The sequence below is a fragment of the Pseudomonas sp. S30_BP2TU TE3576 genome (genome assembly GCF_050436025.1).
Lineage (GTDB): Bacteria > Pseudomonadota > Gammaproteobacteria > Pseudomonadales > Pseudomonadaceae > Aquipseudomonas.
In genome coordinates this window covers 4,648,464-4,674,079 of the sequence record NZ_JBNDLK010000001.1, presented here as the reverse complement: position 1 = coordinate 4,674,079, position 25,616 = coordinate 4,648,464, and the positions used below count along the sequence as shown (strand labels likewise).

27 protein-coding genes and 1 pseudogene are annotated in these 25,616 nt (G+C 55.9%); 17 read left to right on the top strand and 11 right to left on the bottom strand.

Translation table 11 applies throughout. The features are described 5' to 3' along the window. The first annotated feature begins 51 nt into the window (after nt 1-51). A complete protein-coding gene (locus tag ABIA48_RS21355; RefSeq protein ID WP_310054494.1) occupies nt 52-369 on the top strand; it encodes a helix-turn-helix transcriptional regulator in 318 nt (105 codons plus the stop codon). Nucleotides 370-468: 99 nt separating this feature from the next. Here ABIA48_RS21355 and ABIA48_RS21350 read toward each other — a convergent pair whose 3' ends face one another. Together ABIA48_RS21350 and ABIA48_RS21345 are read right to left on the bottom strand one after the other, a co-directional pair. After that, nucleotides 469-1,992 carry an amidase family protein gene (locus tag ABIA48_RS21350; protein ID WP_429491138.1) on the bottom strand — a complete coding sequence of 508 codons (1,524 nt, stop codon included), beginning with the start codon at nt 1,990-1,992 and terminating at the stop codon, nt 469-471. 130 nt (nt 1,993-2,122) lie between these two features. Continuing rightward, nucleotides 2,123-3,181 (bottom strand): MBL fold metallo-hydrolase, encoded by a 1,059-nt coding sequence (locus ABIA48_RS21345; RefSeq protein WP_429491136.1) that lies wholly within the window; start codon nt 3,179-3,181, stop codon nt 2,123-2,125. Between the two features lie 216 nt (nt 3,182-3,397). Between ABIA48_RS21345 and ABIA48_RS21340 the strand changes: the two genes are divergently transcribed. Both ABIA48_RS21340 and ABIA48_RS21335 read left to right on the top strand, forming a co-directional pair. After that, a complete protein-coding gene (locus tag ABIA48_RS21340; protein ID WP_429491134.1) occupies nt 3,398-4,009 on the top strand; it encodes a TetR/AcrR family transcriptional regulator in 612 nt (203 codons plus the stop codon). A gap of 125 nt (nt 4,010-4,134) precedes the next feature. Further along, nucleotides 4,135-4,668 (top strand): DUF1003 domain-containing protein, encoded by a 534-nt coding sequence (locus tag ABIA48_RS21335; RefSeq protein ID WP_277531052.1) that lies wholly within the window; start codon nt 4,135-4,137, stop codon nt 4,666-4,668. Between the two features lie 6 nt (nt 4,669-4,674). Here ABIA48_RS21335 and ABIA48_RS21330 read toward each other — a convergent pair whose 3' ends face one another. Then, on the bottom strand, nt 4,675-5,538 hold the full coding sequence (locus ABIA48_RS21330; protein WP_429491132.1) for a LysR family transcriptional regulator: 864 nt from the start codon (nt 5,536-5,538) through the stop codon (nt 4,675-4,677). Nucleotides 5,539-5,631: 93 nt separating this feature from the next. Between ABIA48_RS21330 and ABIA48_RS21325 the strand changes: the two genes are divergently transcribed. Continuing rightward, the gene (locus ABIA48_RS21325) at nt 5,632-6,360 is read left to right on the top strand and encodes a CTP synthase C-terminal region-related (seleno)protein (RefSeq protein WP_429491130.1); all 729 of its coding nucleotides are present in this window, start codon (nt 5,632-5,634) and stop codon (nt 6,358-6,360) included. Nucleotides 6,361-6,498: 138 nt separating this feature from the next. Here ABIA48_RS21325 and ABIA48_RS21320 read toward each other — a convergent pair whose 3' ends face one another. Then, on the bottom strand, nt 6,499-6,825 hold the full coding sequence (locus ABIA48_RS21320) for a DUF2025 family protein (protein WP_429491128.1): 327 nt from the start codon (nt 6,823-6,825) through the stop codon (nt 6,499-6,501). A gap of 215 nt (nt 6,826-7,040) precedes the next feature. On the opposite strand from ABIA48_RS21320, the gene ABIA48_RS21315 reads away from it, so the two are divergent. Both ABIA48_RS21315 and ABIA48_RS21310 read left to right on the top strand, forming a co-directional pair. Continuing rightward, entirely contained in the window at nt 7,041-8,165 is a 1,125-nt protein-coding gene (locus ABIA48_RS21315) for a glycerophosphodiester phosphodiesterase (RefSeq protein ID WP_429491126.1), read from the top strand. 206 nt (nt 8,166-8,371) lie between these two features. Continuing rightward, nucleotides 8,372-8,677 carry a PepSY domain-containing protein gene (locus ABIA48_RS21310; protein WP_429491124.1) on the top strand — a complete coding sequence of 102 codons (306 nt, stop codon included), beginning with the start codon at nt 8,372-8,374 and terminating at the stop codon, nt 8,675-8,677. Nucleotides 8,678-8,737: 60 nt separating this feature from the next. On the opposite strand, the pseudogene ABIA48_RS21305 reads toward ABIA48_RS21310, so the two are convergent. Further along, nucleotides 8,738-9,067 (bottom strand): annotated as a pseudogene (locus ABIA48_RS21305) (methyl-accepting chemotaxis protein); the annotation flags it as partial. 489 nt (nt 9,068-9,556) lie between these two features. Between ABIA48_RS21305 and ABIA48_RS21300 the strand changes: the two are divergent. The 4 genes from ABIA48_RS21300 to ABIA48_RS21285 all read left to right on the top strand — a co-directional run bounded on the left by ABIA48_RS21300 (nt 9,557) and on the right by ABIA48_RS21285 (nt 14,268). Further along, complete coding sequence (locus ABIA48_RS21300; protein WP_007985207.1) at nt 9,557-10,579, top strand: transporter; 1,023 nt, start codon at nt 9,557-9,559, stop codon at nt 10,577-10,579. A 303-nt stretch (nt 10,580-10,882) separates the two neighbouring features. After that, nucleotides 10,883-12,496 carry an inorganic phosphate transporter gene (locus ABIA48_RS21295; protein ID WP_429491122.1) on the top strand — a complete coding sequence of 538 codons (1,614 nt, stop codon included), beginning with the start codon at nt 10,883-10,885 and terminating at the stop codon, nt 12,494-12,496. Nucleotides 12,497-12,682: 186 nt separating this feature from the next. Further along, nucleotides 12,683-13,549 (top strand): hypothetical protein, encoded by an 867-nt coding sequence (locus ABIA48_RS21290; RefSeq protein WP_429491120.1) that lies wholly within the window; start codon nt 12,683-12,685, stop codon nt 13,547-13,549. After that, the gene (locus tag ABIA48_RS21285; RefSeq protein WP_056725897.1) at nt 13,546-14,268 is read left to right on the top strand and encodes a TylF/MycF/NovP-related O-methyltransferase; all 723 of its coding nucleotides are present in this window, start codon (nt 13,546-13,548) and stop codon (nt 14,266-14,268) included. Before ABIA48_RS21290 ends, ABIA48_RS21285 begins: the two co-directional genes overlap by 4 nt. Nucleotides 14,269-14,387: 119 nt before the next feature. Here ABIA48_RS21285 and ABIA48_RS21280 read toward each other — a convergent pair whose 3' ends face one another. Beyond that, on the bottom strand, nt 14,388-15,284 hold the full coding sequence (locus tag ABIA48_RS21280; protein ID WP_007985201.1) for a LysR family transcriptional regulator: 897 nt from the start codon (nt 15,282-15,284) through the stop codon (nt 14,388-14,390). Between the two features lie 122 nt (nt 15,285-15,406). Here ABIA48_RS21280 and ABIA48_RS21275 point away from each other — a divergent pair, with 122 nt between their 5' ends. Further along, nucleotides 15,407-16,165 (top strand): SDR family NAD(P)-dependent oxidoreductase, encoded by a 759-nt coding sequence (locus ABIA48_RS21275; protein WP_429491117.1) that lies wholly within the window; start codon nt 15,407-15,409, stop codon nt 16,163-16,165. Between the two features lie 165 nt (nt 16,166-16,330). On the opposite strand, the gene ABIA48_RS21270 is transcribed toward ABIA48_RS21275, so the two are convergent. Beyond that, a complete protein-coding gene (locus tag ABIA48_RS21270) occupies nt 16,331-16,765 on the bottom strand; it encodes a multidrug/biocide efflux PACE transporter (protein ID WP_429491115.1) in 435 nt (144 codons plus the stop codon). 90 nt (nt 16,766-16,855) lie between these two features. On the opposite strand from ABIA48_RS21270, the gene ABIA48_RS21265 reads away from it, so the two are divergent. Further along, the gene (locus tag ABIA48_RS21265) at nt 16,856-17,710 is read left to right on the top strand and encodes a LysR family transcriptional regulator (protein WP_429491113.1); all 855 of its coding nucleotides are present in this window, start codon (nt 16,856-16,858) and stop codon (nt 17,708-17,710) included. Between the two features lie 101 nt (nt 17,711-17,811). On the opposite strand, the gene ABIA48_RS21260 is transcribed toward ABIA48_RS21265, so the two are convergent. The 3 genes from ABIA48_RS21260 to ABIA48_RS21250 form a co-directional block, all read right to left on the bottom strand. Then, nucleotides 17,812-19,047 (bottom strand): RNA polymerase sigma factor, encoded by a 1,236-nt coding sequence (locus ABIA48_RS21260; protein ID WP_429491111.1) that lies wholly within the window; start codon nt 19,045-19,047, stop codon nt 17,812-17,814. A 1-nt stretch (nt 19,048) separates the two neighbouring features. Then, nucleotides 19,049-19,393: a YciI family protein gene (locus ABIA48_RS21255; RefSeq protein ID WP_007985194.1), complete on the bottom strand. Its 345-nt coding sequence runs from the start codon at nt 19,391-19,393 to the stop codon at nt 19,049-19,051. 66 nt (nt 19,394-19,459) lie between these two features. Next, a complete protein-coding gene (locus ABIA48_RS21250; RefSeq protein ID WP_429491109.1) occupies nt 19,460-19,885 on the bottom strand; it encodes a YybH family protein in 426 nt (141 codons plus the stop codon). Between the two features lie 141 nt (nt 19,886-20,026). Between ABIA48_RS21250 and ABIA48_RS21245 the strand changes: the two genes are divergently transcribed. Both ABIA48_RS21245 and ABIA48_RS21240 read left to right on the top strand, forming a co-directional pair. After that, nucleotides 20,027-20,512 (top strand): GNAT family N-acetyltransferase, encoded by a 486-nt coding sequence (locus ABIA48_RS21245; RefSeq protein ID WP_429491107.1) that lies wholly within the window; start codon nt 20,027-20,029, stop codon nt 20,510-20,512. Nucleotides 20,513-21,199: 687 nt separating this feature from the next. Next, nucleotides 21,200-22,258 (top strand): hypothetical protein, encoded by a 1,059-nt coding sequence (locus tag ABIA48_RS21240; RefSeq protein ID WP_429491105.1) that lies wholly within the window; start codon nt 21,200-21,202, stop codon nt 22,256-22,258. Nucleotides 22,259-22,277: 19 nt separating this feature from the next. Here the strand turns inward: ABIA48_RS21240 and ABIA48_RS21235 are convergent, their stop codons facing one another. After that, entirely contained in the window at nt 22,278-22,619 is a 342-nt protein-coding gene (locus ABIA48_RS21235) for a hypothetical protein (protein ID WP_429492983.1), read from the bottom strand. 73 nt (nt 22,620-22,692) lie between these two features. On the opposite strand from ABIA48_RS21235, the gene ABIA48_RS21230 reads away from it, so the two are divergent. Genes ABIA48_RS21230 through ABIA48_RS21220 form a run of 3 tightly spaced genes read left to right on the top strand, consistent with a single transcriptional unit; the run spans nt 22,693 to nt 25,597 of the window. Then, nucleotides 22,693-23,664: an MATE family efflux transporter gene (locus tag ABIA48_RS21230; RefSeq protein ID WP_429492903.1), complete on the top strand. Its 972-nt coding sequence runs from the start codon at nt 22,693-22,695 to the stop codon at nt 23,662-23,664. A 41-nt stretch (nt 23,665-23,705) separates the two neighbouring features. Then, on the top strand, nt 23,706-24,764 hold the full coding sequence (locus ABIA48_RS21225) for a hypothetical protein (protein WP_429491103.1): 1,059 nt from the start codon (nt 23,706-23,708) through the stop codon (nt 24,762-24,764). Beyond that, complete coding sequence (locus tag ABIA48_RS21220; RefSeq protein ID WP_429491101.1) at nt 24,761-25,597, top strand: inositol monophosphatase family protein; 837 nt, start codon at nt 24,761-24,763, stop codon at nt 25,595-25,597. Before ABIA48_RS21225 ends, ABIA48_RS21220 begins: the two co-directional genes overlap by 4 nt. Nucleotides 25,598-25,616 lie beyond the last annotated feature (19 nt).

The following is a 25,616-nucleotide window of genomic DNA, read 5'->3' as shown; positions in this document are numbered from 1 at the left end:
GTACAAAAACACAGTATATTTTGACCAACACTCTCGAGCCCGGAGAACACCATGGCCTCTCAAGCGATGAAAATCACCCTGGAACGTATCGCCCTCTTCCAATTCACCCCGGCCCACTGCGCCCAGGCCCGAGCGATGCTGGGCTGGAGTGTGGATGAGCTGTCCCGGGAAGCCGGGGTTTCGGTTGATGCCATTCAGCGTTTCGAGGCGAAGCGTGAGGTGCTGGATGTCACTCGTTTGGCGTTGGCCTATCGGTTCGAATCGGAAGGGCTGGTGTTCTTCCCGGGGTTTGCACCGGGGCGCGGGATGAATGTGAAAGGGTCGACGCCGAATCCGGTGGGGCGGGCGGATTTTGCGATGGTGGAGTGAGCACCGAAAATTTCGTAGGCCACGTGCAAATCGTCGTCAAACCGGCCCCCTGATCGCGAAAGGCGGGCCGGCTTGAGGTGGTTTTTGCTTAGCGCATTTCTATGGTTTGAATGCAGGTGTCTGACGCGCATGTGAGGCTTGTTCATAGCTGTAAGCCATCGCCAGAAGTTTGGCCTCACTCCAAGGGGCACCGTAGAAAAACACTGAGGTCGGAACGCCGTCAGCGTCCACTCCTGACGGCATCATGATGCCGGGGTAGCCTGCCAGCGCAATGACGTTCAAACCGGGGGAGCCGACGTCGAGCACCAAGGCGTCGAGTTGGTGGGTGTTCAGTAAGCCGTCGATGACAGCGGCGTTTTCGTGCTTGATTTTCCGCCACAGCTCGTTGTACGTGCGCTCTTCGAAATCGATGGTGTTGGCCGCGCTCAGGATGCTTTGTCCGTAATCCGGGTTGCCAGGCGTGTCCTTGTTAAAACGCACAATAGCTTCCAGTGTGGGGGCAGCCATTGCGGTTCGGGTCGCCAGATACCTCGGCAAATCACGCTTGATACCCATCCATAGCGCCTCATCTACCTGCTCCGATAACGGATCAGTGAGTTCCACGGGGATCAGAATTGCGCCGGCAGCCTGCATGACCTCCAGAGCCCTGGAAAACTGCGGATCACTTTCAACCCCCTCAGCGCTATTGTCGAACTTCAACGGGAAACCGATACGGCGCCCCGACAATGCATCAGGACGCAACAGAGCCGTGTAGTCCGTTGTATTGACGCCTGACGGTTTGTTGATTGGGTCAGCCGGATCATTGCCGGTCATGGCGTTCAGCAATAATGCAGCGTCGCGAACGCTGCGAACCATCGGCCCTGGCGTATCGAGTTTGTGCGTCACGGGAACAATGCCACTGCGGCTGAGTAAACCCACCGTCGGTTTGAGGCCGACCACACCATTGAGTGACGCAGGACAGATAATCGAACCGATCGTCTCAGTCCCAACCGTCAGCGGAGCGAACCCCGCCGCGACCGCTGCGCCCGAGCCCGAACTTGAGCCGCAGGGTGTTGCGCTAAGCAGATGGGGATTTCTGGTTTGTCCGCCTCGGCCGCTCCAGCCATCGGGAATGGCCGGATCGCGAACGTTGGCCCACTCGCTGAGGTTGGTTTTTCCGAGAATGACCGCTCCGGCGCCCCTTAGGCGCTGCACGATAAAGGCATCCTGTGCAGCAGGTTGCCCGACCAGGGCCAATGAACCGGCGCTGGTCTGCATCGAATCGGAGGTATCGATGTTGTCTTTGAGTAGCACCGGAATGCCATGCAGCGGTCCGCGGACATGCCCGTTTTGGCGCTCCCGATCCAGGGACTTGGCAATCTCCAGTGCATCAGGGTTCAGCTCGATGATTGCGTTGATCGCCGGGCCTTGTTTGTCCAGCCTTTCGATCCGTTGCAACAAGTGCCGAACCAGCGTTACGGAATTCAACTGACCGCGATCCATCCGCTGGTTGAGTTCATCGACACTCAGGTATTCCAGCCTGGTTTCAGCCGCCGGGGTCTGCGCATAGGCTGCGCTGGTGGCCATCGATAACAGGACAATCCTGGCCAGCCGCGTCATGCAGCTGTTTAACGTTACTTCCATGTAAAAATCCTTCTGACTGATGTCGAGTGAATGATTTCACCCGTTTTTCAGCCTAAAGAATCAGTCGGAATTTTCCGTCATCTCAGGTCACCAGCTCTTGCACGAAAGTTCGTCGCAATCTGTAGCCGCCTCACCCAACGCTCTGTTGATCCTGATACACCTGTTGTTCAACCTCCAACCACCACGCACCACCACGCTGCGGATGCATCAGGTTGAACGCCTCGCCCATCTGCGGCGTGGTAATTGAAACACTGCGCTCCCAGGCCAGGGCCAGGATGCGATCGAAAGGCTCGTACCAGGCGTGCATCGACAGGTCGAACGTGCCGTTGTGGATCGGCAACAGCCAGCGGCCCTTGAGGTCGATGTGGGCTTGCAGGGTTTGTTCGGGTTGCATGTGCACGTGCGGCCAGTCGACGTTGTAGGCGCCGGTTTCCATCAGAGTCAGGTCGAATGGGCCGTACTGTTCGCCGATGCATTTGAAGCCGTCGAAGTAGCCGCTGTCGCCGCTGAAGAAGATGCGTGTATCGCCGTCGATCATCACCCACGAGGCCCAGAGGGTGCTGTTGCTGTCGAACAGGCCACGGCCGGAGAAGTGCTGCGACGGGGTGGCGATGAAGCGGATGCCCTCGACTTCCGTGCCTTGCCACCAATCCAGTTGGCGGACTTTGCTGGCGTCGATGCCCCACTTGATCAGGGTATCGCCTACGCCAAGTGGTGTAAGGAAGTATTTGGTCTTGTCCGCGAGCTTCAGCACGGCCTGATGATCCAGGTGGTCGTAGTGGTCGTGGGACAGGATTACCGCTTCAATCGGTGGCAATTGTTCCAGGCTGATTGGTGGCTGGTGGAAACGCTTGGGGCCGGCCCATTGCACCGGGGAGGCACGCTCGGCGAAGACCGGATCGGTGATCCAGAACTTGTCCCGCAGTTTGAGCAGAACCGTGGAGTGACCGAGACGATAAACACTGTGGTTCGGCGCGGCGATCAGTGCGGCTTGCGTCAAGGGTTGCACCGGGACGGGCGCGCTCGGGCGCGTGTCACGCGGTTTGTGGAAGATCATATTCCACAGGATCCGTAGCGTCTTGCGAAAGCCTTCGCGCTTCACAGGCGCATGATTTCGGTAGGCTCCCTCGACCTGACGAGAAGCTTCAGGCGTAGAGGCGTTATCCGTTGGGGAACTTGAATTGGCCATAACTGGATAGCTCCAGAGAAACCGTAAACATTTCGGCTTCTCACGGTGGGACGATAAATGGCCAAGGCACGCACGCATCAGCCGGACTTTCTATTTTTTACTGGGCAGAATTAACAAAACATTACACTGCACAGTGTAGTTTCTAGGTTGCATCAAAGTCGATGACAAGTAAACTGCCGAGTGTAATTCTTCCCTTCTTCCTGCCGAAGCGTACTTATGACAGCTCCACAGCGCCTCACCGACCGAAAACGCCAAGCGATCATTCAAGCCGCGATCAACGAATTCCGTGACAACGGTTTCGAAATCACCAGCATGGACAAGATTGCTGCCACTGCCGGCGTGTCGAAGCGCACGGTGTACAACCACTTCCCCAGCAAGGAAGAGTTGTTCGCCGAAATCCTCAATCAGTTATGGGTCCGGGTGACGGCAGAACAGGAAACGTCCTACCGTCCCGACTTGCCTTTGCGCGACCAATTGCGCGAGTTGCTGATGGCCAAGTTGCAAATTTTGGGCGATGACAATTTTCTCGACCTGGCACGGGTGGCGATAGCGGCGACGATTCATTCCCCAGAGCGGGCGCAGGATATGGTGGCCCGCATGGGCGAGCGCGAAGAGGGGCTGACGGTGTGGATTCGGGCCGCTCAAGCGGATGGCCGATTGAAGGCCGTGGCTCCCGAATTCGCTGCTCAACAGATCCATGGCCTGCTCAAATCTTTTGCATTCTGGCCGCAGATTTCCATGGGCAAGCCGGGCTTGTCAGCCGAAGAACAACACCGGGTAGTTGAATCCGCGCTGGACATGTTTCTGGCCTGCTACCAGTTGCAATAAATGACAATGTCAGCCGTGTTATCGAAAGTTTGGTCTCTCTGAATCAAACACCGCAATGTGTTTCAGAATGAAACTGGCGCCGGGGCTATAGTGAGCCCCAGTCCCAGCGCCATGCAGAGAACACCATGACCACCACGCCCACCAAAACCACCGCCCCCGTCGATCACCTGCGTTTCCATCGCCCTCACGCCCACTTGGCGCCGACGTTTGGCAATGACAAGTTTGCCCTGCGCGCCGAAGCCTTTGCGCGGTTCTTTGGCACACCGACGTTTCTCGGCGCACAAACGCTGATAGTCGTCGCCTGGGTGTGCCTCAACCTGTCCGGTGTCACCCACTTCGATGCGTACCCGTTCATCCTGCTCAACCTGGCTTTCAGCCTGCAATCGGCCTATGCCGCGCCATTGATTCTATTGGCTCAGACTCGTCAGGCCGCGCGGGACAAAGCCCAATCCGATGCCGATGCGCAGCACCGCGAAGCGCTGGCGACCGCCAACAGTGAGCGTCAAGCGGAAGCCGCGAAAAACAGCGCACAACTGCTGGAGCTGCTTGAACAGAACACCCGCCTCACGGAGATGACCAAGGCCCTCACCGAGCACATCGAAAACCTGACCACGGAAATGCATCAACATTTCGTGCGCAAGGATGAGCCACAGGCTTGAGCGCTTTCACGGCAGTTTCAGCGCCCACCCCAACTCATCGAACAAGGTGACCACCGAGCGCAAGGCGCGGCAGTCGGGACGGGTCAGCAGCCACAGCGCGGTGTCGTAACCGTGCAACGGCTCGCCCAGCGGCTGTAATCCGCCGCCGATCAAAAAGTCCGGCAACGCCGCTACACCCAGCCCTGCCCTCACCAGCCCGGTAACCGAAAGCATGCTGTTGCAGCGATAGCCCGGGGTTACGCCTGGCAAGGCCTGGCGACGCCAGGTAACGGTCGGGTGATCAGGCAGGAAGTCATCCGGGGCGATCCAGGTCAATGAGGCCAGGTCAGTGGTATTGACCGATTGCAGATATCGCTCGCTGGCACACACGCGGTAGGAAATATCCGCCAGGCGTCGTCCCACCAAATGCTCCGGTGGCGTGCGGGTCAGGCGCAGGGCGATGTCGGCATCCCGACGGCTGAGGTTGGCAAAATCATTGGATGTGCTGAGTTCGAGCGTCAGCGCCGGATAGTTCGGCATGAACTGCGCCAACGCCGGCAACAGCAATTCTTGCAGGACCGAATCGGTACAGGTCAGGCGCACGATGCCGCTGATCACTTCACCGCCCTGCTCCACACCGATGCGCGCCGCCTCCAGCGCCTGCTCAGCGCGCTCGGCCTGTTCAGCCAGCGACTGCGCGAGGGTGCCAGGCAGGTAACCGGCGCGGCTTTTTTCGAACAATTGCTGACCCAGCGCAGCCTCCAGCCGGCGCACCGCTCGAAACACCGTCGAGACATCCACCTTCAGCAGTTGCGCGGCCCGGGCCAGGGAGCCGCCGCGCACCAGGGCGAGGATCAGCGCCAGGTCCGCGTAATCCAGTCGATATTGCATGGCTGCATTGATCACTTGGTAAAACGCCAATATTGAGTGCGTGAACGCCAATCTATAGTGGCCACCAGGAATTAACCAGTGCCGAGGCCCCTCATGGAAACCCGTCAGATTCGCATCGCCCTGATCGGCGACTACGACCCACAAGTCACCGCCCACCAGGCCATTCCCATCGCCCTCGAAATGATTGCCGGACACGCTGGCCTGAACCTGCAATGGCAGTGGCTGGCCACCGATGAAATCCACGCCGAGACACCCCTGCACACATTCGATGGTTTCTGGTGTGTACCGGCCAGCCCGTATCGCAACATGGACGGCGCCTTGCTGGCGATTCGTTTTGCCCGCGAACAACGGCGACCTTTCCTCGGCACCTGCGGTGGTTTTCAACACGCAGTGCTGGAATATGCACGCAATGTGCTGGGCTGGTCGGATGCCGAACACGGCGAGACGGCGCCCGATGCAACGCGGGCGCTGCTGACGCCACTGTCGTGCGCGCTGGTGGAAGCAGTCGATACGATTCATTTGCTTGAGGGTTCGTTGATCGCCGAGGCGTATGAAACGTCTGAGATACGTGAAGGCTATCGCTGTCGTTACGGTGTGAATCCGCAATTCGAGAGGGAGCTGCTCAAGCGGGAACTTCACGCCGTCGGCCACGATTCGGAACAAGGACTGCGCGCGATCGAACTCAGTGGCCATCCGTTCTTTGTCGCGACCTTGTTCCAGCCCGAACGAGCAGCGCTCAAGAGCGTCTTGCCGCCGTTGGTGAGCGCCTTTGTCGAAGCCTGTGCGGGGTTGAACGGGCCTACGGGCTCAGCCTGTAAATGATGCGGTGATATTTAGGCCGCCTTCGCGGGCAAGCCCGCTCCCACAGGGGGTGTGGGTGTACGCAAGATATGTTCCCGACACAAAGACCTGTGGGAGCGGGCTTGCTCGCGAAGAGGCCAGTCAAATCACCGCAAAAACTCACCCCTGAACCAGGCTGCGAACCGCCGAAATCTCCGGCACGTCACGCCGGTTCATGTACACCCGTAACGGCTCGCTGATGTTGATCCGGCCATCGATGTTCTGGTCCAGCAGCAACTGGATCAATTCGCGCTTGAGGGTCATGGTTTGCCCGGGCCCCGCGACCCAGACGAATTCGCTGGCAGGGATGATGCCGTCATCCGCCACATCCATGCCGAACGAGTCTTCACTGAAGCGAACGATGTAGTGACCGGTCTTGCGGTTGAGGCCGACGAAGCCTTTGAGTTGGTCGGCAGCCTGGCAGATGAGCCGGGAAGTGATGCGCATGGTAAACCTCACGATAGATCGATGATTTACACACAGGGCCAGCGAATGGTTTTCCCTCTGCCGGGGAAATTTGCGGAACTCAGCGTACTGCAAACAAGCGCACGAAAACGCTGACGAACATCAGCTTTAAACAGGTTTGTGTCGGTCTCGCGATAGCGCCTGCAATGATCCGTTGTTAAAAGGGAGTGCACATTCATTGCGAAAGGATCTCGACCATGCCTGCAACGTTTACTAAAAACGCCTTGTTACTAAGCCTGTTGCTCAGCTTCGGCCAGGCACAGGCCGCCAGCGAACTTGCTCCCACGGCACTGGCAACCCGTTTGGGGATTCCGCATCCGGCGGTGATCGCTCACCGTGGCGCATCGTTCGATGCGCCGGAATCCACCGCCGCCGCCTACAAACTGGCCCGCGACCTGGGCGCCGATTATCTGGAACTGGATCTGCAGCGCAGCAAGGATGGCGTGCTGTTTGCCCTGCACGACAACAACCTGCAACGCACCACCGATGTCGCCAGCAAATTCCCCGAGCGCAAGGACAGCCCGGCCAACGCGTTCACCATGGCCGAGTTGAAAACCCTGGACGCCGGCAGCTGGTTCAATACCGCGTACCCGGATCGTGCGCGTCCTGGCTTCGCTGGTCTGAAGATTCTGACCCTCGATGAAATCATCGACATTGCCCAGGGCAACCCGCCGCACAAGCCTGGCCTGTACATCGAGACCAAGGAGCCGAAGCAGTTTCCCGGCATCGAGCATGACCTCAAGGAAAAACTTCAGGACCGTGGCTGGCTGAGCCCGATGGGTGCGCAATCGGCGAAAAACGAGCAGGCGGTCGGCCAGGGCCCAGGCAAGGTAATCCTGCAAACCTTCGAGAAAAGCAGCCTCGAACTGCTGCAGAAGGAGATGCCGCAGGTACCGAAAATTCTGCTGTTGTGGGTCGGTGAAGGCAGTATCGAGCCCAAGTCAAAAGTGACCTTTGCCGAGTCCGGCGAAAAGGATAAAGCCGCTTACTACGCCAGACAGCAGCCGAAAGACAACGCCGAATTCCAGCGCTGGGTCGACTACGCCAAGGCCCAGGGCGCCATCGGCACCGGCCCGTCCGCCGCACTGACCCGGGGTGGCGACCAGAGTTATTCGGACCTGGTGCAACCGTGGATGAACCAATACACCCACGATCAGGGCCTACTGGTGCACGTCTACACCATCGACGATGCGGTGGATTACCAGAAAGTCATGGACGCCGGTGTCGACGGTATTTTCACCAATCGCGCCAGCGAGTTGTTGAAGTTCTATAAACGCCCGGCGGCGAGCGTGGCACAGGTGCTACAGAACAACGGCTACTGATCCAGAGTTGCGCAAAACCTGTGGGAGCGGGCTTGCTCGCGATTGGGCCATCAGCTTCAACATCAACGTTGACTGACACTCCGCTTTCGCGGGCAAGCCACGCTCCCACAGGGATTGATGCAGGACATGTCGGGGTTTTAAGGGTGGATTAAGTTACACACGCTAGCCTGATCCCACTTGAACAGATCACCCCAGGAAAGACGCCCATGAAGACCCTGACTGCTTTGCTTGCCGCTGCAACCCTGACCCTCACTGCGGGCCTGGCCCAGGCCGATGTCCGGGTCGATGAGATCCCGCAACTGGTCAAGGGCGGCAAGATCAAGCCGCTGGAAGAGCTGAACAAAATCGCGCTGGATCTGCATCCGGGAGCAACGATCGCCAAAACCGAACTGGACAACCACTTCAATGGTTACGAGTACGAAATCGAACTGCGTGACGCCAAGAACGTCGAGTGGGATGTGGACATCGATGCCTCCAACGGCAAGGTCCTGAAAAACAAACAGGACACTTAATCCTGAAACACACAAAAGCCGCACGATTGAGAAGTCGTGCGGCTTTTGTGCATCCTGGATTCAAGCGCTCAGGCGCGCCGTCACTTCGTTCAACTGCCCCGACAAACCGTGCAGGTTGTGGCTTGCCGCTTCAGTGCGCTGCACGTTGTCCAGGTTGGTGCTGGCGATGCTGGTGATCTCGGTGAGGTTGCGCGAGATGTCTTCGGCCACCGAGGTTTGCTCTTCGGCAGCGGTGGCGATCTGGCGGTTCATGTCGCGAATGGCTTCCACGGCCAGGGTGATGCCGTTGAACTGCTCGTTGGTACCACCGGCCATTACGGTGGCGATCGAGTTCAACTCACCGCTGGCGCTGTCCAGGTCCGCCGGTTGCTTGCAACGCAACAGGACGTTTTTCCACTCCTGCACCTGCACCTTGAATTGCAGGTTGGCTTCATCGATCAATTGCGAGGTATGCAACGGACCTTCGATCAGTTTGGCGTAGCTTTGCACGCCGCTGGACAGGAAGTGAAAGCACGCCAGGGCATGGTCAGATCCTCGGAATCGACCAGTGCCAGTTAAAGACTGTTACCTATGTGCTTGAACTGTTTTGTTACCTATGTGGGTGAGTCATACCGTAGAGCAATTTTTTTGCGTTATTTTCCTGTCACAAAAACATCATCCCGGCTTGCGATGATGCCGCTCAAGTGAACCCGTAAACCAGCCATAACGTGTCCTGTAGCAGCTGGCGAAGCCTGCGTTCGGCTGCGCAGCAGCCGTGAAATCAGGCAATGCAGTTCCATTGGAAGACCGCGTGTTCAAGTTGACGACTGCTGCGCAGCCGAACGCAGTCTTCGCCGGCTGCTACCCAAGAGCGATAGAGCCCTCCCCTTGCGAGTCCTCATGAACCACAGCATCGATCAAAGCCATCGCGACACGGATCTGTTCGGCCTGCTTTACGGTTTCAGTTTTCGCCCAGGTGAGGCCGGTCGGGAAATCAATTCCGCCGAGGCCTTGCAGTACCTGCAACAACCGCAAAGCGACGAGCAATTTCTCTGGCTGCACCTGAACCTCGCCCATGCCGCGTGCGAGCGCTGGATGAAGAGTCATCTGGAGTTGCCCGAGGAATTTTTCGAAGCGCTGCACGAGGGCTCGCGCTCGACGCGCATCGAGCATGTCGATTCGGCGCTGTTGGCGGTGGTCAACGACGTGGTGTTCAACCTCAGCAACCTGGTGTCGTCGGATGTCTCGACGCTGTGGGTGTGCGCCCGCAGCCGGCTGATCATCAGCGCCCGCCTGCAACCGCTGCACTCGGTGGACAAACTGCGCTCCTCGGTGAAGGCCCGGGAGTGCTTTCGCTCCCCGCTGGAGTTGCTGGTGCATTTGTTGCGCGACCAGGGTGAAGTGCTGACCCAGATCGTGCGCAAGACCAGCCAGAGCGTGGATCAGATCGAAGACGAATTACTCTCCTCGCGCCTGTCGACCAACCGCGCAGAACTGGGTGCCAATCGCCGGGTGCTGGTGCGTTTGCAACGGCTGCTGGCGCTGGAACCGGGCTCGTTGCTGCGCCTGCTCAACCGGCCGCCGCAATGGCTGCAAAAGGAAGACGTGAAGGAACTGCGCAAATCCACTGAAGAGTTCGCACTGATCATCAACGACCTCACAGCGCTGGGTGAGCGGATCAAGCTGTTGCAGGAAGAGATCGCCGCCAACATCAACGAACAGACCAACCGCACGCTGTTCACCCTGACAGTGGTGACGGTGCTGGCGCTGCCGATCAACATCATCGCCGGTTTCTTCGGCATGAACGTCGGCGGCATTCCGCTGGCCGGTGATCCGGAAGGTTTCTGGATCCTGGTGGCGCTGGTCGCGACCTTTACCGTGATTGCCGGACGCTGGGCGTTTCGCAAGCAGCAGGATTATTGAGTCCTCGACCTCGCCTGACACTGATCAACTGTGGCGAGGGGGCTTGCCCCCGTTCGTCTGCGAAGCAGACGCAAAATCATTGAATGCGGTGTGTCAGAACAAACCCGTTTGATTGATTCAGGGTCGCTTCGCAACCCAACGGGGGCAAGCCCCCTCGCCACAGGGTTCTGCATAGCCCTCAGGAAATGTGTGGAATTCAGATCAGCGGCTGCAAAAAACCCAAACACTGATCCAAAGCAGTCTCCCTGTAATAATTAGCAACGATTATCACTGACACTCCTTCCCTCTTCAGGAATGTCCGTGATGGCTACGCCCTCCTTCACCGCCGCCCCGGCGCCCGCCAGTAGTGCCAAACCGCAATTCGACAAAAAACCCGGCTTGCTCACCATCGTGGTGTTTTTTGCCGTGCTGGCCATCGGCTTGTTGTTTACCGCTTACAGCCTGATGCGCGACATGAACGAACTCGGCACCGTGGTGACTACCTGGACGCCGTTTCTATTGCTCGGCGTGGCGCTGCTGATCGCCTTGGGCTTTGAGTTCGTCAACGGCTTCCACGACACCGCCAACGCGGTGGCCACAGTGATTTACACCCACTCGCTGCCGCCGAACGTCGCGGTGGTCTGGTCCGGCTTTTTCAACTTCCTCGGGGTGCTGCTTTCCAGTGGCGCGGTGGCGTTCGGCATCATCGCCCTGCTGCCGGTGGAGCTGATCCTGCAAGTCGGCTCATCCGCCGGTTTCGCAATGATCTTCGCCTTGTTGATCGCTGCAATCCTGTGGAACCTCGGCACCTGGTGGCTGGGTCTGCCGGCGTCGTCCTCGCACACCCTGATCGGTTCGATCATCGGTGTCGGCGTGGCCAACGCCCTGATGCATGGCCGCGACGGTACCAGCGGTGTGGACTGGGCCCAGGCCACCAAGATCGGTTATGCGCTGCTGCTTTCGCCACTGGTCGGTTTCGGCTGCGCCGCGCTGCTGTTGCTGGCCCTGCGCGCTTTCGTGAAGAATCGTGCGCTGTACAAGGAGCCTAAAGGCGAGACACCGCCGCCATGGTGGATTCGCGGCCTGTTGATCGTGACCTGCACCGGCGTGTCCTTCGCCCACGGTTCCAACGACGGCCAGAAAGGCATGGGCCTGATCATGCTGATTCTGGTGGGCACGCTGCCAATGGCTTATGCATTGAACCGCACCATGCCGGCTGACCAAGCGTTGCAGTTCGCGGCGGTCGCCGAAGTGACCCAGCAAGCCCTGGTCAAGGCGGCTCCCCTGCCGGCCCCGGCCGACCCGCGCGCGGTGCTGTCCGAATACGTGCGCAGCAAGGAAGCGACCCCGCAACTGGTGCCGGCACTTGCTGCGCTGACCGGCAGCATCGGTGCCCAGGTCAAGGGTTATGGCTCGCTGTCGAAAGTCCCGGCCGAGGCCATGGGCAACGTGCGTAACGACATGTATTTGAGCAGCGAAACCATTCGCCTGATGGACAAGAACAAGGTCGGCAATTTTGACGCCGACACCAACGGCAAACTGCAATTGTTCAAGCAACAGATCGACAACTCCACGCGATTCATTCCGTTGTGGGTGAAGATCGCGGTGGCCATCGCCCTGGGCCTGGGCACCATGGTCGGCTGGAAGCGCATCGTGGTGACCGTCGGCGAGAAAATCGGCAAGACCCACCTGACCTACGCCCAGGGCGCCTCGGCAGAAACCGTGGCGATGCTGACCATCGGCGCCGCCGACATGTTCGGCCTGCCGGTATCGACCACTCACGTGCTGTCCTCGGGCGTGGCCGGGACCATGGTCGCCAACGGCGGCGGCTTGCAGATGAAGACCATCCGCAACCTGCTGATGGCCTGGGTGCTGACCTTGCCGGCGGCGATCCTGCTGTCAGGCAGCCTGTACTGGTTGTTCACTCAATTGTTCTGAGCCTTCGCGCCTGGACTCACGTCCCGCAGCGAGCAATCGCTGCGGGACGTTTGCTTTCCACCCGGCGGAAAAGTGAGCCTTTCATCGCCCAATCAAGGTATTGCTCCTTTCGTTCAAGGATTGCGCTTCAGTTTGCCAATGTGTTGCCGACTCTTATGAGAGCCAAAGTATTCCTGGGTGAGAACCGTGAACTTATTCATCAATCAGTTGCACAAGCACGCTGATTTCAGAAGTGCGATCTACGCTGGCGACATCTTCCTGAACACCGAACTGAAAGCGGCAAAGGAACTCTGTACCTTTGCCCAGGAAAGCATCACGGCAGCCTTCGATGGCGAAACCAACCACCAGGCGCTGCATACACTGATGCCGGTGGAAGAGTTCGTGGTGCTGGTGACTCGCCTCAAGGGCCAGTTCACCAATAGCCTGCGCGCCAAGGAGCTGATCCGCAGCTTCACCGACGAAATCGGTGCGGCTCCCGAGGCGTTCATTTTCGACGTACCGCGTATCCGCGTTGTGCCCAACTACGACTACCTGCACGCCGGCGTCAGCTATGCCTACAAGCCCCATCGCGATACCTGGTACGGCGGTGTCGACTGTCAGATCAATACCTGGATGCCGGTCTACACGATCCAGCCTGACCAGACCATGATGATCAACCCGGCCTACTTCGACGCCCCGGTGAAAAACACCTCGGCGCAGTGGAGCCTGTCTGACTGGATCGACGTGCAACGCCAGCGCGCCAAGGACAACGTCAGGGAAGAGGCGCGCCAACATCCGGTGCCCACCGAAGCGATCAACAGCGCCTGCGAACTGCGCATCGCCGGCAACACTGCCGAGATGCTGGTGTTCTCCGGTTCGCACCTGCACGGCACCGTTCCCAATTACACGCAACAAACCCGCTTCAGCGTGGACTTTCGCCTGATGCACCTCGACGACCTCAAGCAGCAGCGCGGCGCGATTAACGTCGACAGCGCCTGCCCGGATGTCGGCGCTGGTTTCAAAGACTACTTCCACGTCCACGACTTTTCGAATTTCCAAGGAATCCAGCAATGACCAAGCGTCGCATCACGCCCGCCGAGGCCCAGTACAACGAAACCCGTACCAACGTCCTGAAACGGGTCGATGCCGAATACGTGGCCGACGCTCCGTTCGTCTTCGCCAACCGCATTGGCGTGACCGCCGCGCTGTCGCGCATGGAGCTGTTCAAGAAGGTCGCAGAAGTACCGGGCGCCATCATTGAGTGCGGCGTGTACAAGGGCAACTCGTTGATGCTCTACATGCACCTGTCGATGATTCTCGAGCCGTATGCGATCAACCGCTCGATCGTGGGTTTCGACACCTTCGAAGGCTTCCAGAGCATCGACAAGAAAGAAGACCCGGCCGACGTCAACGAAACCATGTTCGCCGACACCGACCAGTCGCTGATCCAGGACATGATCGACGCCAACGACCTGTTGCGCCCGGTCAACCGCATTCCGCGCTGCGAGCTGGTCAAGGGCGACATCGTCAAGACCGTACCGGAGTGGGTCAAGACCCGTCCGGACCTGGTCGTGGCCATGCTGATCCTCGACACCGACCTGTACGAGTCGACCAAAGTTGCGCTGGAAACCTTCCTGCCGTACATGCCCAAAGGCGCGATCGTGGTGCTCGACGAAGTCGCCTACCGCAACTTCCCGGGCGAAACCAAGGCCCTGCGTGAAGTACTCGACCTGAACAAGATCGAACTCAAGCGCCTGCCGTTCGATTCGTGCGTGGGTTACTTCCACGTCTGATCCAAACTGCAAAAACCTGTGGGAGCGGGCTTGCTCGCGAAGGCGGTGTGTCATGCAGCAATGATGTTGACTGACACACCGCCTTCGCGAGCAAGCCCGCTCCCACAAATGCATCGGTTTCAGACTTCTGAGCGGATCACCTCTCCCAGCCAGTCCATGAACGCCCTGACCCGCAACGGTAAATGCCGCTGCCGGGCATACAGCAGCGACGCCTCCATGGACGGCGCGTTGAACTGCGGCAACACCTCCACCAATTCGCCGCTTCGCAGGTATTGGTGCATGCCCATCCTCGGCGCCTGAATCAGGCCGAAACCACCCAGGCACGCGGCCTCATAAGCATCAGTGCTGTTGACCGTGACACTGCCGGCCATCGGCAGTCGCTGCACCTGCCCCTTGTCGACGTACACAAACCCTTCCGAACGCCCGCCCAGTACGCCGACGTAGTGCACCAGCCGATGCTGCGCCAGATCTTCCAGCCGCCCGGGCACGCCATAGCGCTGCAAATACGCAGGGCTGGCGCAGTTGACCATGGTGAAGTCACACAGGTGTCGCGCCACCACCGATTGATCCGGTTGAGCACCGATGCGCAGCACGCAATCGAACCCCTCGGCGAGCAGATCGACCCGGCGGTCGGTGCTGCTGATTTCCAGTTCAAGCAGCGGGTGCCGCGCCATGAATTCCGGCAAGCGCGGCATCACCACCCGGCGGGCCAGAATGTTCGGCAGGTCGATGCGAACCCGTCCGACCAGCGACGCCTCGTCCTGACGAAACAACCCCTCGATTTCGTCCATGTGCGACAGCAGATCCTTGCTGCGCTCGTACAACACCAGGCCATCCTGGGTCGCCTGCACCTTGCGCGTGGTGCGTTGCAACAGCCGTGTTCCGAGCAATGCCTCCAGTGCCTGCACATGCTCGGACACCGTTGATCGAGGCAGGCCCAGGCTTTCTCCGGCCAGGGTGAAACTCGACATCTCGCTGACACGGACAAAGGTGCGCAACAGTTCCAGTTTGTTCATCAGCCTGCTCTTTTATTGTTCGGATTATCCGACCAGTGATTCCGGTTTAACTCTGTTTATCACCCCTCAGCGGATAAATAAACTTCCTCACATCAACCGCCCACTGCACTTGAGGAAGTCCCATGAACCGTAAAATCGCACTGATCACCGGCGCCAGCCGCGGCCTCGGCAAAAACGCAGCCCTGCACCTGGTCGCCCAAGGCATCGACATCATCGGCACCTACAACAGCCGCGCCGATGAGGCGCAGGTACTGGTGGCCGAAATTGAAGGCCTGGGCGGTCGCGCCGCCATGCTGCAACTGGACGTTGCCCGGAGCGAGCATTTCGGCGCCTTCGCCAGCGAAGTTGCGAAGGTCCTGCACAGCCACTTCGGGCGCGAGCGCTTCGATTTTCTGGTGAACAATGCCGGGATCGGCCTGCACGCCAACTTCGTCGACACCACCGTCGAGCAGTTCGACCAGTTGGTGAACATCCAACTCAAGGGGCCGTTTTTCCTCACACAGACCTTGTTGCCATTACTCAATGACGGCGGCCGCATCGTCAACATTTCCAGTGGCCTGACCCGTTTCAGCCTGCCGGGCCACAGCGCCTACGCGGCGATGAAAGGCGCGATGGAAGTGTTGACCCGCTACCAGGCCAAGGAACTCGGCGCGCGCAACATCGCGGTGAATATCCTCGCACCCGGCGCGATTGAAACCGATTTCGGCGGTGGCGCCGTGCGCGACAACCCCGGGTTGAACACGCTGGTGGCGAACAACACCGCCCTGGGTCGCGCCGGGTTGCCGGATGACATCGGCGCCGCGATTGCGCTGCTGCTGGCGCCGGGCAGCCAGTGGATCAATGGTCAGCGTATCGAGGCGTCGGGGGGGATGTTTTTGTAAGGCTTAATGCTGAATAACTGGCGGGACACAACACCTGTGGCGAGGGGGCTTGCCCCCGTTGGAGCGCGAAGCGGTCCCAAGCTTTACGACTGCTTCGCAGCCGAACGGGGCGGTGCGGCGATCCGACAAGCCCCCTCGCCACAAAAAGCCTGGTTCACGCTCTACTTAGCAAACCTCGCGAGTCATCACCACCCGCTCCCGAACCACGTCATACCCCCAGTGGTAGACGTAGGTGTACGGCAGGAAGAACAGCAACACACCGATATCCAGCAGGAACGCCTGCCACAGGCTGACACTCAGCCACCAGGCAATCAGCGGCACGCCGAGGGCGACCAGTCCGCCTTCGAACAACAAGGCATGCACGACGCGAACCCAGGCGTTGTGGGCGATGGCGAGGCGCTTGAGCACCCGGTCGAACATACCGTTGAAGACCACGTTCCAGGCGAGGGCCAGAGCGGCGAGGAGGACGGTAATCGTACCCATTTCCAGCATCGGTTTCTTCATGATCCAGGCCAGCAACGGGGTACAGATCAGGATGGCCAGCAGTTCGAAACCGATGGCCTGGAAAATACGTTCAGTAATGGATTTGTTGGCGCTCATGGCCAGACTCCCTTGAGTGACTGTGGTTGCCATGATCTGTCATCACATCGATACTTCATAACCAATAACCATCGATCAAGGCGATAGTTCATGGCCTCTCACGAAGTGTTGCTGGCGTTTGTCGAAGCGGCGACCCAGGGCTCGTTTTCCGCCGCGGCGCGCAAGTTGGGCCGCAGTCAGTCAACCATCAGCGCGGCAGTGGCCAGCCTGGAAATCGATCTGAACCTGACGCTGTTCGACCGCAGCAGCCGCAAGCCCGGACTAACCCCGGCCGGGCACGTCATGCTGCAACGGGCCGAAGACATACTGACCGCCACCAGTCGCCTGGAAATAACCGCCAGCCAACTGTCCCAGGGGGTGGAAGCGAAACTGACGGTGGCGCTGTCCGACACCTATCAGTCGGACCGCTTCGAGGCGTCACTCAGTGCCTTCGAACAGCGTTACCCGGACCTGGAGCTCGAATGCCTGATCGCCGAATGCGATGACCTGATGTCCCTGGTGCAAAGCGGCCGGGCGCACATTGCCTTTGCCGAAATGCAGGACAGTTACCCGCCGGACCTGGTCAGCTCGACGGTGGACGAGCGCACGGAAATTGCCTTGTTCGTGTCTGCGGCACACCCATTGGCGACGCTGGACTACGTCGATCAGGACATACTGCAGCAGCACCGCGAGCTGCGTCTGGCCACCATCATCAATCCCTATGACAGTCGGGCGAAGGGCCGCGTCTGGTCAGCGCCGAGTTATCTGATGCTGCTGGAAATGGCCCAGGGCGGATTCGGCTGGGCACCGTTGCCCCGCTGGCTGGTCGAGCGGTTCGGGCCCGGCACGCTGCAGGAGCTGGAAGTGCGCGGGTGGCCGAAAACGGTGTCGGTGGATGCGTTGTGGTCGCGGCTGAATCCGCCGGGGCCGGCGGGGAGCTGGTTGCTGGGCAAGATGCTGGAATAGCGGCGCGGCCATTCGCGAGCAAGCCCGCTCCCACAGGGTTTGATGGCGTACTCGATACCTGTGGGAGCCGGCTTGCTCGCGAAGAGGCCCGCAAGGTCGCATCAACCTAACGCTTGCAACCGCGCTTCGATAAACCGCCGCTCCGGCTCTTGCCGGGTCAACTCCAGTGCCCGTTCCCACGCCGCCCTCGCCTCTTGCTTGCGACCCAGTTGCCGACAAAACTCCGCCCGCGCCGAATGCGCCAGGTGGTAGTCGAGCAACTCTCCCCGGTCCAGAATGGCGTCGACCAACGTCAGCCCCGCCAGCGGTCCATCCCGTTGCGAAATCGCCGCCGCACGATTCAACTCGATCACCGGTGACGGCACCACTCGCAGCAGTACGTCATACAGACCGACAATCTGCGGCCAATCGGTTTGCTCCGCCGTCGGGGCTTCGGCGTGCACCGCCGCGATGGCCGCTTGCAGGCAATACGGTCCGAATCGTCCCATGGTCAGAGCCCGTTCGATCAGCGTGCAGCCTTCGCTGATCAACCCGGCGTCCCACAGCGAACGGTCCTGCTCGTCCAGCACAATCAGCTCGCCGCTCGTCGAAGTCCTGGCCGGACGCCGCGACTCGTGCAGCAGCATCAACGCCAGCAAGCCCATTACCTCCGGCTCAGGCAACAGTTCCACCAGCAATCGGCCGAGACGAATCGCTTCGCGGGTCAGATCCTCGCGGATCAGTTCCCCCCCGATGGACGCCGAGTAACCCTCGTTGAACACCAGATAAATCACCCGTAATACGCTGTCCAGGCGCTCGGGCAACTCAGCCAGCGTCGGCACTTGATAAGGGATTTTCGCGTCGCGGATCTTCGCTTTGGCGCGCACGATGCGCTGGGCGATGGTGGCCGGGGCCGAGAGAAAGGCCCGGGCGATTTCTTCCGTGGTCAGGTCGCAGACTTCCCGCAGCGTCAGCGGCACTTGCGCGTCTGCCGCCAGGGCCGGGTGGCAGCACGTGAAGATCAGCCGCAGGCGATCGTCTTCCACGTCTTCAACACTCCAGTCTGCCTGCTCCAGTTCTTCCAGTTGCGCAATCAGCAAAGGCTGCGACGCAGCAAAACGCGCGCGCCGACGCAAGGCATCAATGGCCTTGAAGCGCCCGGTGGACACCAGCCAGGCCCGCGGATTGTCCGGCACACCGTCACGCTGCCAGCGTTCGACCGCGATGAAAAACGCCTCGTGCAAGGCTTCTTCGGCGAGGTCGAAATCCCCCAGCAAGCGAATCAGGGTCGCGAGAATCCGTCGCGACTCTTCGCGGTAGACTCGCTCGACCAGCGCCTGAACCGGCAGCCCCGGCATCTTAAGGATTCAACTGCCGAACGGGGCGCACTTCGACACTGCCGACCCGGGCCGCCGGAATGTTCCCGGCGACCTGGATGGCTTCGTTGAGGTCCCTGGCATCGATCAGGTAAAAGCCGGCCAACTGCTCCTTGGTTTCAGCGAATGGGCCATCGGTGATCGACATCTTGCCGTTGCGCATGCGCACGGTGGTGGCGGTCTGCACCGACTCCAGTGCCTCGGCGGCGACCATCCGGCCACTGCCCTGGATCGACTCGGCATAGGCCATGCACTCTTCGTCCTTCGGGCTTTCCGGTAGCGAGTGCAACAGACGCTCATCGCTGTAGACCAGGCATAAGTACTTCATCACGCTCTCCTTATCGAACGATCAACTATGGTCGCTGATTGGCATTCCGGCTCGGCTTCCCGACGATCAGGGCTTGAGGTCGAACAACGTCGCGCCGCTGCTCATGTCGAACGGCGCCGACCAATGTTCGTGGACAATCTGCCACAGCCCGGCTTCTTGCCGATAGCAGGCGGTGACGCGCATCCAGCAAGACTGGGTTTCGCCCTTGTCGTTGGTGCCACCGCAATGTGCCAGCCAGTGAGCGAACGCGATTTCCTGGGACGGCTCGATGGTGATTTCGTGGAATTCGAAGATGTGCGGGCCGGGGCACATTTCCATGCAGGCCTGCCAATGCGCGCGATACGCCGGCTTGCCTTTGAATTGCAGGGCCTTGACCGCGTCGAAGGAGACGATGTCATCGGCGTACAGGGCCATGACTTTTTCAATGTCCTTGGCCATGACCGCCTGACGATAGTTTTCGATGAGGTTGTGGATCTGGGTTTGCGAGTTCATGGTGGTTCTCCGTGGTTTTTATAGTGAAGACACCCTTAGTCGTCCGGCGATCCGGCAAATCGACAGAAGAAATAAAAATAATCCAAACGGCCAGAATCGCTAGAATCCAAGACTCATTTATGTAGGAAAAAGGACATTCCCGTGACAGCCCGACTCGCGCCTTATGAAAGCCTGAATGCGCTGCAGCGCCAACAGGTCGAGGCCATCGAAGTGCATCCGGAGCAAATCAGGTTCTCCGGTGATATCCACGGTGCGCTGCACACCCTGCTGTCCCGGCCCGGACCCGGCGTCAAGGGCTTCGCCCTGCTGGCGGAGGATGTTCCCGTCGCGTTCCTGCTGCTCAAGCGCCCGCCGGTGTTGCCAGCCTGGGCCGATGAACACAGCGCCACCCTGCATGCACTGCAGGTCGATCAGCACGCCCAGGGCAAGGGCTACGGCAAGGCCTGCCTGCAAGCGCTGCCCGAGGCGGCACGCCTGGCCTGGCCGGAAATCAGGGGGCTGGAGCTGTCGGTGGATGCCGATAATGAGGCCGCCATCGCCCTGTACGAAAGGTTTGGCTTTGTTGACAGTGGCGAGGCGTACAAGGGCCGGATCGGCTATGAGCGGCGGATGGGGGTATTTTTCTAAATCGTCGAAGGATCAACGATGATTAATCAATCGAAGCGCTGAAAGCCATTTACGACCTCCCCCCCCCCCCCCCCCCGAACGAGCCCTGAGCAAACGGATCAGCTTTCTCAACTACGAATATCGGGCGATGGTCCGCGCCTCGCTACTGGTGGTGATCAGTTCGGTGGGCGTCGACAATCTCAACAGTTCGCCAAGCGGCGATACGCCAGGATTTGTACGGATAATGCACGAGCGCTTCCTCGTCTGACCGGATCGAGCGCACGGTGATGCTGAGGACGGTAGAGAGCACGTTTCACAAACGCTTTAATGTCAAGCAGTTCGATGCCCAGACTTACGACCACGAAACACCGATGCCGGTGAGGAACAGTCTTTACTGACACAACAGATTCAATGCCACTCCTATAAGACCTTGCGAATTATTCTGTAGGAGAATTCCCCGCCCAAAAAAAGACTTTTCTTTCTCTAAAAAGTCACCCGACTGTCAAAGCCTGTAGGGCACTTCTGATTTTCTTCCTGAATATTGACGAGCAACTCTTATCAAAACTATGGTTTAACCACGACCGCTATCACCACGAAATCAAGCCAACCACTAAATTTCAACCGTAAACATCATTTAAAGTTAAGGATTATAGACGCTGCCAATCATAACACTGTAAACATTCGACATTGTGCAAGGAGCGACACGCAATGACCGCCTTAATAAAAACCTCACAATCAAAAATATCCGACACCGAAATAACAATATTAGATGGGAAAATTTCAATCCCGAAAGACTACCTACGCCAAAAGGCATTTTTAGACGATACGAGTGTACTTATTGTTTCCGGATCTTTAATTGAAGGAATCGGCACCATACATTCCGACATCGACTGCATCATTCTTTGCGATCAACGCCCCAATGCACACAGCATAAAAGGAATTGAACACGCCTTTGTGACCGACATGAATTATCGGCACATCGCTCAGGATGAAGACGTTCATAATACAACCGATTTTTACGGTGACACCAGCATTCACATTGACGCTGACTACATAACATTTTCAGAGATAGAAGAGATATTTGAAAAAATAGAAATTGCATTCAGCGAAATATCTTCCGACCAGCGTTTTCTATATGCCCCTATTTTGACTAACACAGAAAACAATGTTATCCACAGATCAATTATTGGGCACGCTTTGAAAAATGAAGAAAGATTTAACGGTTTAAAATCAAGAATACCTCTGGAAAAACATATCTACGTAGCTCACCGTGAAAAGCTTCCTGTTTTTTACGCATTTCAGGATGTTCAAGGCTGCTGGCAATCAGGAAACCTCTGGATGGGATGTGAGATCGTCCGTGACATGATGTTAAAAACCACAATGAGCTTCACTTACCTTACTGGCACGACGAATAAGCACTACAAGTGGGTTTATTCAAACATGTATCGAATCGAAGGATTTGATGAAATAAAGCATAAATTCTTCATTTTGGCCAGACAAGGTGCAACCACTGAAATAGAATGTAGGTCATACATTGAAGAAACACTCAAGTATATGGACTTGGTATTTTTGGCAATTGAGACCCTTCTAAAAAAATCAAAAATCTATCCAACAACAGAAAAGTCACTTATTGCACTTGACAACGAATTTAACGAACGCAAGCAAACCAAACACAAAGCTTCGATGTGCGAGTATTACTTCAGAAAAAAATATTTCGCCGCAACTGGAACACCACAATTGGTGAATCTACTAAAGGAATGGGATTAACCCCAAACCAAGCTGAAAGTCAACCCGTTATTGGCATTTTCATCGGCGGCCTATGTATGGAAGTTTTCCGAATAGCCATTCCGCTCATATTTTCCAGATTAGGCGATTTGACAGCTTCATTAATATACTTCTCTTTTGTTGGCCACTTTATTGTAGATTCACTTAGCTCCGCATCATTTGCCCTGGCATCAATTTCTTTCCTAACAGTCGTCGGATTCGGTTTCTTTTCAACGACACTACTAAAAGTGGCTGGGTCATATGATTTAAATACAAGCGGAATAGAATCAGAAATAATAATCTCGATAAGATTTGCTATCTTATTTGGAGTACTTATTATAGGCGCAATATTTTTTACAAGCACAACAACACTCAACTCGTTCGCAGGCTTAGGTCAAACAGAAGAATTCAAAGCACTACTAACACTTTCTCTCTCAATGCCTGCCATATATCTGCAGATAACAATTTTCAACTTCTTTAACGGAGTCAAAAAACCGCAATACGAAGTCATATTTACATGGCTATTCAACTTTTCCCTCTTGGTAGCCTGCGCCATCTTGATTACCATGGAGTCAGGCAAAACCTTATCCAAATTTATCCTGATATATTCTTCCTTACGGTGCATTTTTTCTGCTCTAGCGTTATTTTTTCTCAATCTAAAAATACAACAACATATTGAGAATTTTCTGCACACCAGATGCCTCCCGAAAAAAGAGTATATTAATTACACGATTCGAGGTCTCCCCATAGCACTGTGCCTTGGCGGTGAAAGCTTTCTCTTTCTTATGCTTTCTATAATCTCAAAAAACCTAAGTGACAGCAGTTTATCCGCATACCAGGCATCTCTCCACTTTATTAGCATTATATATATGATTTCTATCGGAGTGGGAAACGCGACGGGGATCGTCGCAGCACGCTATTACACTGCAATGGATATACAATCGATCATAAAAACCTACACCCAAGGAATAACTCTTGGGCTAATAATACTGACACCCTTGTTAATTGGCTGTTTCTTCTTAAATGAATATATATCAATAATTTATACGTCAGACGCGCCAACCAGAAAACTAATTGAAAATAACATTCACATCTCGATTCCTTTCTTAGTATTTGAATTTGTTTACATTGTGACCCGTATGACATTGAGGAGCATGGAAGACTTCTGGATTCCCACGTTGCTTACCATATTAATACTAAATATTTTTGGCATAGTTTTTTCAGTCTCCCTGCTATCACTTTACGATTACACAGTGCAATCCATATTTTTAGCTTTAGTGCTTTGCTCATTCATCCTAATGCTGTTTCTATTGTGGCGACTAAAGTCAATATCAAAGAAAAAAACCATAACCACAGACCAGCAAAATAAACTTAAAACCTGCACAAACAAAACACGAACTGAAAAATAAGTTAAAGCCCATAACGTTTCAATTTTCGTGAGAATCAAACCATGAAGCGTACTCTCCCTTCACCTTATTTTAAAAATTCAAACTCAAACCTTATAACCATTATTAGTGAGCATCACGCTTGGCGAACACTGAGCGGTGTGCAAACAAATGACTATTACGCTTATCGCAAAGCACTGTTCAATGGCTGCCACCTTCAAAAAGCCTCTTTCGAACTTCGTCATCCAGAAGTAATGATCTACGACTTGAGCAATATTGAGCCAAACTTCAACTATTTGTCCGACGACGAAATAGTGAACACATGGAATTACCTAAACCTAAGAACGAGTCTACTAAACTCGAGTGAGCTTCGTAAAATAAAAGGAGACGGCCTGTCCCCGGAAATAGCTATTTCTGGCCCCTCCAAACCTTTACTGCTCGAATACAAAAACTCTCTAATTAGAGAAGCACTCTCTAATTTCTCTCATAACAAACAGTTCTCCTCGATGAAACCAACGATTCGAGGCATAGCAAAGAACAGGTTGCTGATAGCCACAAACGACGAAACGATAGACTTTCACAACCGATTCTGTGAGTTCTACAGCGAATACATCTCTCACGAACATTGGGACAGTAGTCTAGCGCTTAATACGAGATACATTTATGAGCATCATGCCATTTGGCACGAAATTAAAACGATAGCAAAAAATAAAATATTTTTACTATCGGCTGGTCTACCACTCGCACTTGGTTATCTGGCAACGACTGGAGATCGAAACATCTTCTTTTCAGAGATCCATCGGCAAAACGATCCAAGCTTGCTAACTAGAGACAACGATTTCCTAGACATTTTTCCTCACACATCATCATCGAATGAGCCATGGTTGATTATAGATAAAGCTTATACGGGGGGAAGCCTAAGAGCAGCAGCCAATATGCTCAGAAAAAAACTAGGCTATGAACTGGACGTTAAAACTCTAGCACTATTTCCAAAAACCTTCAGTGCCTTCATGAGCGCAGACTATGCCATTTACGCAGGAAAGCTTTTTGAGGTCAGATCGCACGCCTCACGATTGGATAGAGAGAATTGGCATACACAATTAATAACTGAGCAACCAATATGAGAGCGTTATTCAAGCGTGAATATGTAGCCGAACTGGAAGAATGCCTTTATGAAGCCAGGAAGCAATTACGTCGCTATTGGGCGGCAACGCTGTCATGCCTACCAGATTTCAAAAATGAGAACAAGATCTGGGACAACACTCAAACCAAATTTGATATAGATTGCCAAAATATACTATTTAAATGTCTTTCGAGTATCAGCATTCCGTTAACTATCTATTCCGAGGAAAATACCTCGCCTATAAAATTTGGAAGTCACGGAGACTTCTACTTATTGATAGACCCTTTAGACGGGACACACAATGCTGTTCTAGGCTTTCCCGGTTATACATCTAGCGTGGCACTTTATCATGATGGAAATTATGTCTTCGGCTGGGTCTACGACATATCAAGAGATTTAGTTTACACCGCTGCATACGGCGAGGGCGCCTTTCTTCAGTCTCCAATAATTGTAAAACGGCTTAAGACTCGAAAACCCAACTCAATAGAAGACATGCGAATTTCATTTCATCGCCCAAAGGGTAGTAGGGACATAAATAAAATTCAAAGCCTTATATGGTCGGCGGCTAAAATTCGCGTTTACTCATGCTCTTCTTTGGAAATATGCCTGATTGCCGCTGGAGCTCTTGATGCATTCATAGACATAGGTCCACCTGGACATGAGCGGAGTTGTGATATTGCCGCTGCAGAGTTAATTCTCAGAGAGGCAGGTGGAGCATTGTTCGATGATAAAGGTCACCCCAGATTCTGTTCACCACCAACGACAGCTTCTCTATCAGACAACGGAACATTGATAGCCTTATCCTCAGAAAAACTGATACAAATAATTTTATAGCGCAATTCAAACGGAGACG

Coding starts and splice junctions, on each gene's coding strand:
- ABIA48_RS21225 (WP_429491103.1), top strand. CDS start 23,706: ATGAAGCGTACTCTCCCTTCACCTTATTTTAAAAATTCAAACTCAAAC.
- ABIA48_RS21315 (WP_429491126.1), top strand. CDS start 7,041: ATGCCTGCAACGTTTACTAAAAACGCCTTGTTACTAAGCCTGTTGCTC.
- ABIA48_RS21280 (WP_007985201.1), bottom strand. CDS start 15,284: ATGAACAAACTGGAACTGTTGCGCACCTTTGTCCGTGTCAGCGAGATG.
- ABIA48_RS21260 (WP_429491111.1), bottom strand. CDS start 19,047: ATGCCGGGGCTGCCGGTTCAGGCGCTGGTCGAGCGAGTCTACCGCGAA.
- ABIA48_RS21325 (WP_429491130.1), top strand. CDS start 5,632: ATGGAAACCCGTCAGATTCGCATCGCCCTGATCGGCGACTACGACCCA.
- ABIA48_RS21285 (WP_056725897.1), top strand. CDS start 13,546: ATGACCAAGCGTCGCATCACGCCCGCCGAGGCCCAGTACAACGAAACC.
- ABIA48_RS21335 (WP_277531052.1), top strand. CDS start 4,135: ATGACCACCACGCCCACCAAAACCACCGCCCCCGTCGATCACCTGCGT.
- ABIA48_RS21320 (WP_429491128.1), bottom strand. CDS start 6,825: ATGCGCATCACTTCCCGGCTCATCTGCCAGGCTGCCGACCAACTCAAA.
- ABIA48_RS21350 (WP_429491138.1), bottom strand. CDS start 1,992: ATGGAAGTAACGTTAAACAGCTGCATGACGCGGCTGGCCAGGATTGTC.
- ABIA48_RS21240 (WP_429491105.1), top strand. CDS start 21,200: ATGACCGCCTTAATAAAAACCTCACAATCAAAAATATCCGACACCGAA.
- ABIA48_RS21250 (WP_429491109.1), bottom strand. CDS start 19,885: ATGAACTCGCAAACCCAGATCCACAACCTCATCGAAAACTATCGTCAG.
- ABIA48_RS21275 (WP_429491117.1), top strand. CDS start 15,407: ATGAACCGTAAAATCGCACTGATCACCGGCGCCAGCCGCGGCCTCGGC.
- ABIA48_RS21255 (WP_007985194.1), bottom strand. CDS start 19,393: ATGAAGTACTTATGCCTGGTCTACAGCGATGAGCGTCTGTTGCACTCG.
- ABIA48_RS21310 (WP_429491124.1), top strand. CDS start 8,372: ATGAAGACCCTGACTGCTTTGCTTGCCGCTGCAACCCTGACCCTCACT.
- ABIA48_RS21345 (WP_429491136.1), bottom strand. CDS start 3,181: ATGGCCAATTCAAGTTCCCCAACGGATAACGCCTCTACGCCTGAAGCT.
- ABIA48_RS21340 (WP_429491134.1), top strand. CDS start 3,398: ATGACAGCTCCACAGCGCCTCACCGACCGAAAACGCCAAGCGATCATT.
- ABIA48_RS21220 (WP_429491101.1), top strand. CDS start 24,761: ATGAGAGCGTTATTCAAGCGTGAATATGTAGCCGAACTGGAAGAATGC.
- ABIA48_RS21295 (WP_429491122.1), top strand. CDS start 10,883: ATGGCTACGCCCTCCTTCACCGCCGCCCCGGCGCCCGCCAGTAGTGCC.
- ABIA48_RS21355 (WP_310054494.1), top strand. CDS start 52: ATGGCCTCTCAAGCGATGAAAATCACCCTGGAACGTATCGCCCTCTTC.
- ABIA48_RS21300 (WP_007985207.1), top strand. CDS start 9,557: ATGAACCACAGCATCGATCAAAGCCATCGCGACACGGATCTGTTCGGC.
- ABIA48_RS21230 (WP_429492903.1), top strand. CDS start 22,693: ATGCCTGCCATATATCTGCAGATAACAATTTTCAACTTCTTTAACGGA.
- ABIA48_RS21270 (WP_429491115.1), bottom strand. CDS start 16,765: ATGAGCGCCAACAAATCCATTACTGAACGTATTTTCCAGGCCATCGGT.
- ABIA48_RS21265 (WP_429491113.1), top strand. CDS start 16,856: ATGGCCTCTCACGAAGTGTTGCTGGCGTTTGTCGAAGCGGCGACCCAG.
- ABIA48_RS21330 (WP_429491132.1), bottom strand. CDS start 5,538: ATGCAATATCGACTGGATTACGCGGACCTGGCGCTGATCCTCGCCCTG.